This is a genomic window from Roseivirga sp. UBA838 (genome assembly GCF_002296035.1).
Taxonomy (GTDB): domain Bacteria; phylum Bacteroidota; class Bacteroidia; order Cytophagales; family Cyclobacteriaceae; genus Roseivirga; species Roseivirga thermotolerans.
Window position 1 is genome coordinate 34,768 of record NZ_DBHC01000039.1, and the last position, 12,497, is coordinate 47,264.

At 42.5% G+C, this 12,497-nt stretch carries 14 protein-coding genes; 3 read left to right on the forward strand and 11 right to left on the reverse strand.

What is annotated here, in order from left to right:
* Nucleotides 1–80: 80 nt before the first annotated feature.
* On the reverse strand, nucleotides 81–857 hold the full coding sequence (locus B3O12_RS13960; RefSeq protein WP_286756719.1) for a S1/P1 nuclease: 777 nt from the start codon (nucleotides 855–857) through the stop codon (nucleotides 81–83).
* Nucleotides 858–1,140: 283 nt separating this feature from the next.
* Between B3O12_RS13960 and B3O12_RS13965 the strand changes: the two genes are divergently transcribed.
* Entirely contained in the window at nucleotides 1,141–1,830 is a 690-nt protein-coding gene (locus B3O12_RS13965) for a YciI family protein (RefSeq protein ID WP_286756720.1), read from the forward strand.
* Nucleotides 1,831–1,901: 71 nt separating this feature from the next.
* Here the strand turns inward: B3O12_RS13965 and B3O12_RS13970 are convergent, their stop codons facing one another.
* Nucleotides 1,902–2,879: an NADPH:quinone oxidoreductase family protein gene (locus B3O12_RS13970; protein ID WP_286756721.1), complete on the reverse strand. Its 978-nt coding sequence runs from the start codon at nucleotides 2,877–2,879 to the stop codon at nucleotides 1,902–1,904.
* Between the two features lie 101 nt (nucleotides 2,880–2,980).
* Between B3O12_RS13970 and B3O12_RS13975 the strand changes: the two genes are divergently transcribed.
* Nucleotides 2,981–3,355 (forward strand): hypothetical protein, encoded by a 375-nt coding sequence (locus B3O12_RS13975; protein WP_189631251.1) that lies wholly within the window; start codon nucleotides 2,981–2,983, stop codon nucleotides 3,353–3,355.
* An 88-nt stretch (nucleotides 3,356–3,443) separates the two neighbouring features.
* Nucleotides 3,444–3,833 (forward strand): hypothetical protein, encoded by a 390-nt coding sequence (locus B3O12_RS13980; RefSeq protein WP_286756722.1) that lies wholly within the window; start codon nucleotides 3,444–3,446, stop codon nucleotides 3,831–3,833.
* 3 nt (nucleotides 3,834–3,836) lie between these two features.
* Here the strand turns inward: B3O12_RS13980 and B3O12_RS13985 are convergent, their stop codons facing one another.
* From B3O12_RS13985 to B3O12_RS14025, 9 genes are all read right to left on the reverse strand, one after another.
* A complete protein-coding gene (locus B3O12_RS13985) occupies nucleotides 3,837–4,703 on the reverse strand; it encodes an ABC transporter ATP-binding protein (protein ID WP_286756723.1) in 867 nt (288 codons plus the stop codon).
* A complete protein-coding gene (gene modB / locus B3O12_RS13990) occupies nucleotides 4,696–5,370 on the reverse strand; it encodes a molybdate ABC transporter permease subunit (protein ID WP_286756724.1) in 675 nt (224 codons plus the stop codon). Before modB ends, B3O12_RS13985 begins: the two co-directional genes overlap by 8 nt.
* The gene (locus tag B3O12_RS13995) at nucleotides 5,367–5,768 is read right to left on the reverse strand and encodes a TOBE domain-containing protein (protein WP_189631255.1); all 402 of its coding nucleotides are present in this window, start codon (nucleotides 5,766–5,768) and stop codon (nucleotides 5,367–5,369) included. The genes modB and B3O12_RS13995 overlap by 4 nt, the downstream gene beginning before the upstream one ends.
* Nucleotides 5,769–6,136: 368 nt before the next feature.
* Nucleotides 6,137–6,925 (reverse strand): molybdate ABC transporter substrate-binding protein, encoded by a 789-nt coding sequence (gene modA / locus B3O12_RS14000; protein WP_286756725.1) that lies wholly within the window; start codon nucleotides 6,923–6,925, stop codon nucleotides 6,137–6,139.
* Nucleotides 6,922–8,022: a hypothetical protein gene (locus B3O12_RS14005; protein WP_286756726.1), complete on the reverse strand. Its 1,101-nt coding sequence runs from the start codon at nucleotides 8,020–8,022 to the stop codon at nucleotides 6,922–6,924. Before B3O12_RS14005 ends, modA begins: the two co-directional genes overlap by 4 nt.
* Nucleotides 8,019–10,946, reverse strand: coding sequence for an FAD-binding and (Fe-S)-binding domain-containing protein (locus B3O12_RS14010; RefSeq protein WP_286756727.1), 2,928 nt, complete (start codon nucleotides 10,944–10,946; stop codon nucleotides 8,019–8,021). The genes B3O12_RS14005 and B3O12_RS14010 overlap by 4 nt, the downstream gene beginning before the upstream one ends.
* Before the next feature lie 139 nt (nucleotides 10,947–11,085).
* A complete protein-coding gene (locus B3O12_RS14015) occupies nucleotides 11,086–11,472 on the reverse strand; it encodes a type II toxin-antitoxin system VapC family toxin (RefSeq protein WP_286756728.1) in 387 nt (128 codons plus the stop codon).
* Nucleotides 11,473–11,477: 5 nt separating this feature from the next.
* On the reverse strand, nucleotides 11,478–11,684 hold the full coding sequence (locus tag B3O12_RS14020; protein WP_286756729.1) for a type II toxin-antitoxin system VapB family antitoxin: 207 nt from the start codon (nucleotides 11,682–11,684) through the stop codon (nucleotides 11,478–11,480).
* A 106-nt stretch (nucleotides 11,685–11,790) separates the two neighbouring features.
* Nucleotides 11,791–12,459, reverse strand: a complete 669-nt coding sequence (locus tag B3O12_RS14025) for a competence protein CoiA family protein (protein WP_286756730.1) — start codon at nucleotides 12,457–12,459, stop codon at nucleotides 11,791–11,793.
* Nucleotides 12,460–12,497 lie beyond the last annotated feature (38 nt).

Genomic DNA, 12,497 nt, shown 5'->3' on the forward strand with positions numbered 1-12,497 from the left:
TTAGGGGCTTCAAATGCCCATCAGTGTTTCATGCCATGAACTCTGAAGAATTCGGTGAACGAAAGATGTAACCTCTTGAGTTACTCATAAATTTCGTTGATCACACCAGCTAAGCGTACGCCAGCTTGAAGCACCCTAAGCTTAATAATGTCGAAGTACTTATAGCCATATTCATAGCTTATTCGCCCGTCTTCAGGAATATCATAAACCTGTTTACGGTAAGACATAGACTCATATGCCCATTCTCGCACCGTAGCCGATTGCCATTCCTTAATTTGAGTTTTAGAAGCATGATTTACCCAATCGGCAAATTCGGTATAGCTCAATTGTTTGCCATCAATCATGCGGCTGTCCCATACGCTATGCAGATTAGTGTTACTTCCAAAGTACTGAACTCGAACATCATTTCCGCCTCTATCTTCACCATTCCCCACATGCAAAGGCTGATGAATATCGCCAACCAGATGTACTAAAAACTTGAGTTTAGTGGCTTCTTCTTGGGCCGAAAGTTGCCCGGCCTTTAACTCTTCGATAATGGTTTCAATGGCCCAAATTACATCACCTCCTTCTTGCTCGGGTGCTTCCTCATATGTCATGCCATCGGGTATTGTGCAATAATGCCAGGTATTGGCATAATCGTAGGAGCGATCCGACCTTATTTCATCCATCCATGTGCTCACTTCGGCCAATGTTTCTGAGCCCAGAACACGTTGCACCTGCTTTCTGGCTTTTTTACTCAGCATACCATCGGCAATATGTCCTATAGTTCGATGTCCGGTTTGACCCCAGAAATAACTACTTGAAGTCATGGAAACGGTAGCCACCAGGATTAAGGAAAGAGCAAGGAGTTTTCTCATGTTGTAAATTTTGTGCTAAGATAAGGATGTATTGATTTGGAAACAGCGTTTAGGATGTAGCTTATGTGAATTATACTTTACGGTTTGATGAACCAGGTTTTAACAGGCTCTCTATCTCCGGTAGAGTCTCTCAAAGAGAACTTAGATGCCGTTTAGTTCTATGCTCGGTGTGCCCTGCAGGAGAAAAGCTGGTCGAGTGAAAATTTCTGTGGACATCCTTCAGACTCATAACTTCTAAACTTCCAAAAACCTTATTACTTTCATTATTCATTAGTCTATTGATATGAAACTCAAAATAACCTGGCTGACACTATTCTTAATGGTTGCCACGCAATCTTACGGGCAATATGGAGATGGTAGGTATACCTTCGTTTTCCTGAACACGAATCCAGACAGGGCTGAGCTACCCAAGGAGCAAGTAGATAGCCTTCAAGCGGGACATTTAGCCAACATTAACCGATTGGTGAAGGAAAAGAAGATGATCGCTGCGGGGCCCTTCTACACGGGCGGTGGAATTTTTCTATTCGATACCAATATGGCTGATACGGAAGCAATTTTGAATTCTGATCCGGCCATTTCTGCCGGACGTTTTAAGCTGGAAGTCTACCCGTTTGATCTGATGGAAGGGAAATTATGTACACTTTGGCACAAGGATGAAGCCGATGTAGAAATGACTACCTACTATTTTGTGCGTTTTGAGCCAAATAAGGATAATGAGAATATTGTTGGGGTAAAAACTAATCGTTTTACTGAAAATTTGCTGAAAGAGCTAAAGGGAAAGTACAAAGACAAAGCTGAGTTAGTCGGAGCCATTAATCTCAATACCAACGAGGGTCAGATTATTATATATAAATCAGGTCAGGAGGGAGGAATTGAAGAGCTTTTCGCCAACCATGAATTGGTGAAAAAGGGCTTAATGACCTATTATCACAGACAGATTTATTTCCCGAAGGGTATTTTCTGTGAAGATTAAGCCCGGTTATTGTCGAGCTGGATTCGGCATAGATATGGCTCAGTTGGAGGGGAGCACGGTATACCTTAACTCTAATCAATAATCACCACATTCTTACCGATTACTTTTCTGTCCATAAGGTCTCGAATAGCTTGAGCGCCTCGCTTTAAGGGATATTCTTTATGGATATGCTGTTTCACTTTTCCTTCTTGAATCCATTGAAGAATCTGCTCGAAGTTCCTCTTGCTTTCTTTGGGTTGCTTTTGAGCAAAAGCCCCCCAGAAAACACCTACAATGGAAGCTCCTTTGAGCAGAGGCAGGTTCATTCTGATGGCAGAAGGAGCACCAGCGGCAAAACCTACTACTAAATACCTTCCGCCCCAAGCCAAAGAGCGAACTGCGGGTTCAGCATATTGATCTCCAACAGGGTCGTATATTACGTCAAAGCCATCTCCATTCGTCATGGCTTTGGCTTTTTCCTTGAGATTTTGTTCTGAGTAGTTGAGGGTTTCATCGGCTCCGGCTTGCAGGCAGATTTCTAGCTTTTCTTCAGAACTTGCAGCGGCCATCACATGCGCGCCCATTTGCTTGCCAATCTGAACTGCGGCTAGTCCAACTCCACCAGAAGCCCCCAAAACCAGCAGCTTTTCGCCTTTTTTTAATTGTGCTCGCTGTTTTAGAGCATAAAGCGATGTGCCAAAATTATACATGGTTGTTGCAGCAGTAATCATGTCCATGCCCTCAGGAACAGGCATACATTTGTGCGATTCAGCCACCACGTACTCAGCCATGCCTCCCCAGCCGGTGAGAGCAAAAACCAAGTCGCCCTGGCTTAGGTGTTTCACTTCACTACCCACTTCCACCACCCGACCGGCCACTTCGCCACCGGGAGCAAAAGGGAGCTGAGGTTTGAATTGGTACTTGTTCTGAATAATCAGCGCATCAGGGAAGTTCACTCCACAGGCATGCACTTCGATAAGCACCTGTTGCTCATTGGGCACGGGGAGTGGAAGCGTTTTCACAGAAAGGTTTTCCGGTAGCCCGAATTGTTCGCACACTAATGCTTTCATGCTTACAAACTCATATCTATCCATTAGAAAAGCAACTCTCTCTGCACTAAATTCCAACCTTTTTTGGTCGAGTATGGTCTAACCACACAAACACTAGAATCATGAAGAAATTGAGTATTGCTTTGGCGTTCATTGCTCTGGTAAGTCTTTCATCTTGCGAAAACGAAGGTGAAACCTGTTTGGAGGTGAAAATAGTAGCCGAACTTTGCGGAAATGCGGTTGTTCAGGTTGTTTCGGGCAATGCGGGCATTCCAGTAACTGAAAGTTGGACAGACCATAACAACGTTACGTACGATAATGTCTTCAGTACCTTTCTCGATCCATGCGATAGTTATTTACCGGCCCGGGGAGAAACTGTTTTAATGAAGATTACGAAGGAACGAAAAGAGACTGATTGTGCAGTTTGCCTGGCCTTACCGGCCAATAGTCCCAAGCAGTTCTACTATACCGAAATAGTTACTGACTGTGGTATGTAGAATCGTTACTAAACAATATAAGAGGTGGAATACTAAAAGCTACCATAGCCAATGGAGTTCTTTGGTTCTGTAAACACAAATAATTAAGATGAAAAGACTTAGCATTATTCTTTCCTTATTGACTGCATTGGTCATTAGCTCATGTGACAATCAACCTACTGTTGATTGTGTTCAGGTAAAAATTATCGATCAGATATGCGGCAATGCAATTTTCCAAGTGATAGGGGGAGCCGTACCTGACGATGTCGCCAATACGTGGACGGATAGTAGCGGTACAACTTATGAGAATGTGTTTACAACTATGGTGAGTCCATGTGACAGTGGTGTCCAAATTGGCGACATACTGTTTGTGAAAATTGTTGACCAAAGACCTGCCTCCGACTGTTTGGTTTGTACTGCCATGTTGGCCGATACACCTAAACCGTTCTTACATACGGTAATTTCCAAAGAGTGTGAGGTTGGAGGAGGTGATTTTTAGAAGCTAAACTTTCTTAATTATAGGGTTGAAAGCCTTCGATGCAACGATTACTTCATCACCAATTCGAAGGCTTTTTTGTTCCACATCACTAATCACCACTTTGATCAGTTGATTACCCACTAACACTGAAGCAATAGCCAATAATTCTTCCTCCTGAATGTCTATTACCGTTCCGGTAAATTGAAACTTTCCGCTGAGACTCTTATTTCCGAATACCTCAGTGGGTTTGCCTTCTCGAACAACTTTTCCCTCTTCAATCTCAATAATTCTATCAGCTAGCTTAAGTGCTTCTGAGGGGTCGTGGGTAACCATTATGGTTGTGAGTTTATACTTTTTATGAACTTCCTTTAGATACTCCTGAAGCCTGATTCTCATCGGTCTGTCCAAGGCCGAAAGGGGCTCGTCCAGAAGTAATAGCCCTGGCTTTTGCACTAGAGTTCTGGCCAAAGCAACCCGTTGTTGCTGCCCGCCCGATAGTATAGTCGGTTTCTGATTTCTCAAACCCTTTATTTCCATAATGTCGAGCAACTCCTCCATATCAGATTCCGACTGGCCGCCCCTTAAGGCGTATTTTAAATTACCTTCTACCGTCATATTAGGAAAGAGGGAATACTGCTGGAAAACTAGCCCACAGTCCCGTTCTTGTGGCTTCAGGTTGATTTTTGGGCCGAACCAAGTTTGATCATTGAACTGAATTTTTCCGGAATCAGGATTCATCAACCCGGCAATCATTCGGAGTAATGAGGTCTTTCCGGCTCCTGATTGGCCCGAAATCACTAAAAACTCACCGGGGCGACATTGAAATTCTAAGTCAAGTTCAAGCCTGCCACGGGCTGCTTCCAATCGCTTAATCACTTTTACTTCAAGCATGCTTTCCGGTAAGGTTAGTTTTCTTGTTCAAGCTGTAAACGGTCACCAAAATACTGAAACTGATAAGCAGCAGAACCAGCGCATATTGATGTGCTGCGGCATAGTTCAGCGACTCCACCTCATCGTAAATGGCAATGGAAGCCACTTTAGTAACTCCGGGTATATTGCCACCAATCATTAAAACCACTCCAAATTCGCCCATCGTATGGGCAAAGGAAAGTACTATGGCGGTTAGAATAGAGGGTTTGATGTTTGGTAAAAGAACGTGAAGTAAGGTCGTGAACTTAGATTGACCTAAAACATATGAAGACTCTTTCATGTTTAATGAAAGGCTGGTGAGCCCCGACTGAATGGGCTGTACCATAAACGGAAGACTGTAGATCATGGAAGCAAGCACAAGCCCGGGAAAAGAGAAAAGTAGTTGAACACCAATCGTTTCCTGCAACCAGTTGCCAAAGGCATTGTTCGGACTGAAGGCCACCAATAGATAAAAGCCAAGTACGGTAGGAGGTAGCACCAATGGTAAGCTGATCATTGATTCAACTACTGGTTTTATCTTCGATTTAGTTTCAGCCAGCCAATTGGCTAGAGGAACAGAAACCACAAACAACAGTATAGTGGTTACCAAAGCCAACTCTAAGGACAATATGATGGGGGACCAGTTCATTCCCTGGAAAGCATTAATTCGTTGGTTTTGATTAGGGCAAAAACCTCTTGCCCCACAGTTAGTTCCAGTTCATCAGCCGATACAGCAGTGATGATGGAGGTGATTGGGCCAACTTGAGTCTGCAGAGTGATCCGGGCCAAGAGTTCACCTTTTTGAAGAGCAATGATGGAGCCGGGAATCTGATTTTGCAAGCTGATGGGTAAGTTGGGCGTTGTTGCCACTGAAACCTCAAGTTCTTTAAAAATCACGCTTACTTCCTGATTTATTTGCAGATAATCGGCTGTTTGAGGCGTATCAATTACAATACTTTTCAGCTTTAAGCCAATGGCCTCTAAGCTCACTAATGAAAAGCTACCGGAGGTTTTGATGTCTATGATTTTGGCTTTGAAAGAGTTCAATTCAGAGTATTGTTGATAATTTCAAAAGTTAGACCCGTCACCCTGAAACGTACCTGTGGCAAAGACAGGTTTCAGGGTCTTTTAAATTCTGAATCAAGTTGCTATCAGATCCTAAAATAAATTCAGCTAGATTCTGAAATAAATTCAGCTAGATTCTGAAATGAATTCAACTAGATTCTGAAATGAATTCAGAATGACGTTACCCAATGTTTTGAGTTAGTCAGCTTAAATTTGCTAAGAAAATCCATGTATTCTTCATAGAAGGTGGTTTTTCTAAGGTTAGAAGTTGACTGTGCCTCCAACCCATCTGCCTGGAGGGATCTTTGGACACTGCTGGTTTAGAATTAAGCTGTAACAACGAGCAGGCACTAAAGCCTTTCTTCGGTGGGGAAAGGTTTGGATGGGGGAGTCTTATAACCAAACTTCTGCAATAGGGCTTTACCCTTCTCAGAAAGCACAAATTCCATAAAACGCTGGGCTTCATCAGTCATGCTTCGTTCATTTCTGAGTATAACCATAGCCTGATTGATAGGGGCGTGTAGGCTATCGGGTATTGTAATCCAATTCCCTTTACTCGACATATTGGGAGAAAGCACAACTGACTTTGCGGTGAAGCCGTATTCTGCTGCGCCTGAAAGAACAAATTGATTGACTTGAGAAATGCTTTCACCATAGACCAGTTTGCTATTGACCATGTCATATAAATCTAAGTTCCTTAGCACCTGCATGGCAGCCTCCCCATAAGGGGCTGTTTTAGGATTGGCCAAGGCGATATGATTAGTCTCTTTTCTGGTGATCTCAATTACTCTATGAAGTGGAGATTTTCGGCTTGTCCAAAGTACCAACTGACCTTGGGCATAGATTATGGGTTCACCAATGGTATTACCGGTAGCCTTGAGCGCTTCCGGGAATTTCATATCTGCTGAGAAGAAAAGATCGTAAGGTGCACCTTCTTGAATTTGTGCTGTGAGCTTACCGGATGAGCCAAGGATGATCTCACATTCGGTTCCCGTTTCGGCTTCATACGCTTCCACCAAGGCATTCATAGCAAACTGCATATTGGCAGCTGTGGCGATGGCGAGTTTGTCGGTTTGGTCAGAACAGGCGGAAAGGAAACTGACGATGCCAAGAGATAATATCTGGAGTAGGTTCTTCATAAGCAAGCACAACCAAACTGATCCGTAGTATTTACTAAAATAGGAATGAAGGTTTCTTCAACTCTCAATATGAGCATTAGACCAGGAGTTTCCCCGCTTGAAGCATAAGCAAAATAGAGATGATCAGAACCTGCAAGCTTGGCAAACACATTGAAATTACTACTTGGACAATCACCACATCTATTGATATTGATCTGTTGATCAATTCGTTCATCTCTGTAAGCCTCCAAATCAAAATCTAACATTGAGCCCATTTTAAGGTGCTTAGTCAAATTTTCTCTATTAGAAACCTGATAGAAATACTCCGTTTCACACTCCGAAGTAGCAGTGCCAAATGCTGTGAGGTTTATATCTGTTTTTATTGACTCAGAGTATCCATAGAATTTGGAATTTTGAAACACAGAGATGGTGTCAAGGACACCCTCATTAAATCTGATAGGAATATTATTCTCCTGCTCAAAAGTCCATTCTTGACTATTTTCGTACTTTTTCACCAATAATCGATCCTTATCTATCACCTGATAGTTATTCTTTACCTTAAGATGATGTTGAGTACTGTATGTGCCAGATGGAGCATTAGATAAATGGACGATGGCAAAAATGATTGATTCGGGAGCATACCTTTCCGCATGCTTTTCAACTGATGAATTCAGCTCTTTTGCTAATCGATTTATGAATGCCTTATTTTTTTGACTTATACCTGAATCCTTCTTGGAAGGTTCGAGGACGAATAAATTGAAATAATCTAGACTGAGTTTTCTAACTGCGGAAAGTTGTCTCCAGTATTCCCTACAGAAAGGCCACCAGTCCTCACCTTCAAAATTGATAGTATCAGAAAAATTAACTGGATTTTCTTCTAACGCTTCTTTGTAAAGTTGAAGCAGTCTGGCTTGCTTATCTTCCAGCTTTTCAAAATCCGGTTCTTTAGATATAGGCTTAATAGAAGACTCAAACTGCTTTGGAGTCAACTTTTCAATGGTTTGAATTTCACTTTTATCAGGTGACTCCTCAGACTCCTTTAAAGAATCCTTCCTCTCTGCTTCACAGGAAAGAACTAGGCAAAGTATAAAGAGGTATCTAGTGTGTGCCCTCATCATAAATTACCTTGTAGATTCGAAAACAAGATCTCCACCACATGCAGCGCTTTTCTTCCCGTTCCATCTTTGATCTGATGACGGCAGCTGGTGCCTGAAGCAGCTATAATTACTTCTTCCGGTTGTTTTCTCACAGTAGGGAAGAGCACCAATTCTCCAATCTTCATGGAGAGTTTATAATGTTCCTTTTCGTAGCCGAAAGAGCCAGCCATTCCACAGCATCCTGAGGGAATCATATGCACTTCAAAGTTCTTCGGCAGACTCAGTATCTTCTTAGTAGGCGTCATACTGGAAAGCGACTTCTGGTGACAATGTCCATGCACTTTGATCAGTTTCTTTTCTGCAGAAAACTGCTCCGCTTTGATATAACCTCGATCAATTTCTCTGGCTAAAAACTCTTCTATAGTAAAGACATGCTTGGCTAGATTACGCGCTTTTTCCTGCAGCTCGCCCCGTGTTAGGCCTATAAACTCATCTCTGAAAGTGAGGATAGCGGAAGGCTCTATGCCCACTAAAGGCACTTCTTCCGAGACTATATCCGCAAACAGCTTCACATTGGCTTCGGCCAGTTCTTTGGCTTCGTCCAACAGTCCTTTGGAGAGTTGAGGCCTGCCACAATCCGGGTGATCTACAAAGGTGACTTCATAGCCGAGTTTATCGAGTAGCAAGACGGCCTTCTTACCAATTTCAGCATCGTTGTAATTGGTGAATTCATCGCAATAGAAGTAAACTCTTTTGTCTTTCTTTTCAGGTCGGAATTCTTTGTTTAGCCAACGTTTAAGTGGTTTCTTGGCCAGTTCAGGCATACTGCGTTCCTTGGCAAAACCAGCAATGGACTTGGCCAAATTTCCTGTGAGCTGATTGCTGAAAATCATATCATAAGCCCAGGGTACTCTGCTGGCCAACTTCATGCTTTTGGAGAAATGGGCAATGCGTTTGGCTCTTGTAGGAACTCCCTTTTCCTTATAATACTGATACTGCCATTCAGCCTTGAGTTTAGCCATATCGACATTAGAGGGACATTCAGAAGAACAGCCTTTGCAGCTTAGGCAAAGGTCCATTACTTCCTTAATTTCTTCATGAGCGAAAGGATTGGCTTTGTCTGAACGGGTCAGCATTTCTCTCAAAATATTGGCCCTGGCTCTGGTGGTCTCTTTCTCGTTTCGGGTAGCCATATAGCTGGGACACATGGTGCCACCACTCAGCTCCGATTTGCGGCAGTCACCCGATCCATTGCAAAGTTCAGCACTTCTGAGAATCCCCTGGTTTTCAGAGAAATCGAACATGGTGTCGAACTCTCTGGTCTCCTGATCTACATCGTAGCGAAGGAAACTGTCCATTGGAGGGGTGTCTACTATTTTGCCCGGATTGAAGATATTCTGAGGATCCCAGATTTGCTTCATCTGCTTGATTAGCTCATAGTTGTGTTCACCCACCATTTGAGGAATAAACTCGCCTCTAAGTCTTCCATCACCATGTTCTCCTGAAAGTGAACCTTTATATTTCTTAACCAGCGTAGCAATTTCTTCGGCTATGATTCTGAATTGCTTTTGTCCTTCGGCCGTTTTCAGATTTAGAATTGGCCGCAAGTGTAATTCACCAGAACCGGCATGGGCATAATGCACAGAGTATAAGCCATGTTTTTCGAGAATTTGATTGAATTCTGCGATATAGGCGGGGAAATCCTGTACATCTACAGCCGTGTCTTCAATAACCGGTGCAGGCTTGGCATCGCCAGGAACATTAGAGAGCAGCCCGAGTCCGGCTTTTCTGAGGTTCCACACGGATTTGATCTGTTCCCCCTGAATAACCGGATAGGCATATCCTCTTCCTTCAGCTTTTAGGTTGGAGATTAGATCAGTGACTTTTTGGTCGGCTTCTTCAGGTGTTTCGCCATTCAATTCGACCACCAGAATGGCTTGTGGATCACCTTCTACGAAGAATCGCAGTTCGCGATACATTGGGTTGCGTTTGGTGGCTTGCAAAATGTAATCGTCCATTAGTTCGCAGGCCGATGGCGCATATTTCAACGCCACCAAATTAGCTTTAAGGCTATCGTCAATAGTTTCTGAGTGGATACATACCAGTCGTTTGTTGTTGGGCGGAAGAGGAGTGAGCTTAATCTTCGCTTTGGTCACCATACAGAGTGTACCTTCAGAACCGGCAATAAGGCTACAGAAATTGAATGGAGTGCCTCCTTCGGTAAATGGTTCATGCCTGAGCAACATATCTAATGCATAACCGGTATTTCTTCTGGGGATATCGGCTTTTGGAAAGTGCTCTACAATTTCCTTTTGATTTGCCTCATTGCTCAACATCTCTCTTGTTTTATAGTAGATGTTGTTATGCAATAAACCTGTAGTAGAAAGCCCATTACATCGGCTCAGAAATTCACCGGAGTCCATGGGGCCAAACCAGGCTTCTGAACCATCGGACAGAATGGTTTCAACTTCTAGTAAATGTTCACGAGTACTTCCATAAACCACTGAATTAGAGCCGCATGAGTTGTTTCCAATCATGCCGCCAATCATAGCCCTGTTAGCCGTTGAGGTCTCAGGCGCGAAGAAGAATCCATGGTCAGCCAGGTGCTTATTGAGGTCATCTCGAACAATGCCCGGCTCCACCCAGGCATAGCCTTCCTGAGCATTCACTTCCAGGATTTGGCTATAGTTTTTGGAGAGGTCTACTACAATGCCACCGCCCACTACCTGACCGGCCAGAGAGGTTCCTGCTGTTCGGGGAATCAGTGAAGTATTATTCTCTGAAGCGAATTTGACTAATGCAATAAGGTCTTGTTTGCCCTTTGGAACGGCTACAGCAAGAGGTAATTCTCTGTAGGCCGAAGCATCGGTGGCATAGAGCCTTCTGTGGGTTTCGTCAGTATATAAATCTCCACTGAGGGAGCTAAGTAATGGCTGCCAATTCATTGAGAGGCAAAATAGCCGATGTGAGTTTTTAAAGGAAGGGGAAGAGGGGAATTATTTGTGCAATCGTGGTAGAGCAGCTAGTCTTAGGGTCTCCCTAAGACTTCAAATAGACGGTCTAAGCGAGACAGTACCACTAGTACTACCAAAGAATTTCTAAATTCTTGTACCCTTTGAAATTTCCGTCTTTTGTAATTACAGAAATATTCTCTGTTTTAGCTGTTGATATGATTATCCGATCGAATGGGTCTCTATGTGCTTCCTCCAAGTCAAGCAGATTACAAATATGCTCAAATGTAATCGGTAAGATTTCAATATCGTTTTGGTGAAGTAGGTCAGAGAGTTCTTTAAATCTTGTGTCAATTGAAAGCTTGTCAAGCTTAATCTTAATAGCTATTTCCCATAGTGAAGCGATGCTTACATAGCATTTGTTCTTTCTGTCAAGGATGATATGTTTGGCCTTTTTAGAAATAGAGTTGTTACCTGATAGAAACCAGAGTAGTGTGTGCGTGTCTAGTAAAAATCCCATGAGGTTTACATGTATTCCTTAAAGTCTGCTAGTGGTTCATCAAAATCTTTGGACATGGAAATCTTTCCTTTTAACACACCGAATTGGCGATTCTTTGGAGTTTCCTCATCCTTCTTAGTTTTCTTTTTGAGAGATTCCACAAAATCACGAACCTCCTGCTTTACATGCGCTGGGAGATTATTGATTAGAGTATAAAGACTTAGATTTTCCATAATCGTAATTATTCAAAGATAACGAAATGAAGTGAATTGGGTTCAATTTGTCTAGTCATAGTAATGTAGGTAACGGTTAAAATCGTATTACTTATTTTTTGTTGTGTTATTCATTTTTGTGGTCTATATAATATTGATAATCTCCACCATATTTATCTATGAAGCCTTTCTTATTTATCATCTTTCCGGTTCCTCTAGGAGTTCCTAATCCTGATTTTATCCAGAATAACGTATCATCACCGAAGTCTACAAACACATGTCTCTTAGACGTTTTCCAGCATTTTCGGGCATAACTCCATTCATAACAAATATGAGCTTCTTCAAATGTTCGTTCATAATCACTCAAATACCAATCAGGATGTCTTTTGGGAAATGGAATAGGTCGAAAATTTTCCTTAAAACTGTTTCCATTTATTACCCAAATCATTCTTTCCCCGTAAAATAGCTCTCTTTCTTCAATTACACTTTTGGCTATTGGGGAGTTTTGAAGTTCTATAACCACATTGCTATCGGTAAGTATGTCTGCAGTATGCCAAGCTTTACCCTTCTTGACGATTCTCTCTGAATGCTCAACTCCAAAAGTTAGTTTCCAGTGCTTATGCCAATATGTTTCTGGTTCATAACAAGAGTCACAAGCATCGTTATTTTTATGTGCCCAATGCCAAATATAAATGTCTCCACATTTTGAGTAAACTTGCTCTTTACAATGTGGACATAAGCCCATCTGTGATGGTTCGGCTAATTTCTTTTTATGATTAATAAAAGCCCAAATCATAGGAGATATTTCAAGTATTATGGGGTCCCAAGAGCACG

What these genes read in the sequence shown, in the direction of transcription:
- B3O12_RS13960 (WP_286756719.1), bottom strand. Translation starts at nt 857, where the DNA reads ATGAGAAAACTCCTTGCTCTTTCCTTAATCCTGGTGGCTACCGTTTCC.
- B3O12_RS13965 (WP_286756720.1), top strand. Translation starts at nt 1,141, where the DNA reads ATGAAACTCAAAATAACCTGGCTGACACTATTCTTAATGGTTGCCACG.
- B3O12_RS13970 (WP_286756721.1), bottom strand. Translation starts at nt 2,879, where the DNA reads ATGAAAGCATTAGTGTGCGAACAATTCGGGCTACCGGAAAACCTTTCT.
- B3O12_RS13975 (WP_189631251.1), top strand. Translation starts at nt 2,981, where the DNA reads ATGAAGAAATTGAGTATTGCTTTGGCGTTCATTGCTCTGGTAAGTCTT.
- B3O12_RS13980 (WP_286756722.1), top strand. Translation starts at nt 3,444, where the DNA reads ATGAAAAGACTTAGCATTATTCTTTCCTTATTGACTGCATTGGTCATT.
- B3O12_RS13985 (WP_286756723.1), bottom strand. Translation starts at nt 4,703, where the DNA reads ATGCTTGAAGTAAAAGTGATTAAGCGATTGGAAGCAGCCCGTGGCAGG.
- modB (WP_286756724.1), bottom strand. Translation starts at nt 5,370, where the DNA reads ATGAACTGGTCCCCCATCATATTGTCCTTAGAGTTGGCTTTGGTAACC.
- modA (WP_286756725.1), bottom strand. Translation starts at nt 6,925, where the DNA reads ATGAAGAACCTACTCCAGATATTATCTCTTGGCATCGTCAGTTTCCTT.
- B3O12_RS14005 (WP_286756726.1), bottom strand. Translation starts at nt 8,022, where the DNA reads ATGATGAGGGCACACACTAGATACCTCTTTATACTTTGCCTAGTTCTT.
- B3O12_RS14010 (WP_286756727.1), bottom strand. Translation starts at nt 10,946, where the DNA reads ATGAATTGGCAGCCATTACTTAGCTCCCTCAGTGGAGATTTATATACT.
- B3O12_RS14015 (WP_286756728.1), bottom strand. Translation starts at nt 11,472, where the DNA reads ATGGGATTTTTACTAGACACGCACACACTACTCTGGTTTCTATCAGGT.
- B3O12_RS14020 (WP_286756729.1), bottom strand. Translation starts at nt 11,684, where the DNA reads ATGGAAAATCTAAGTCTTTATACTCTAATCAATAATCTCCCAGCGCAT.
- B3O12_RS14025 (WP_286756730.1), bottom strand. Translation starts at nt 12,459, where the DNA reads ATGATTTGGGCTTTTATTAATCATAAAAAGAAATTAGCCGAACCATCA.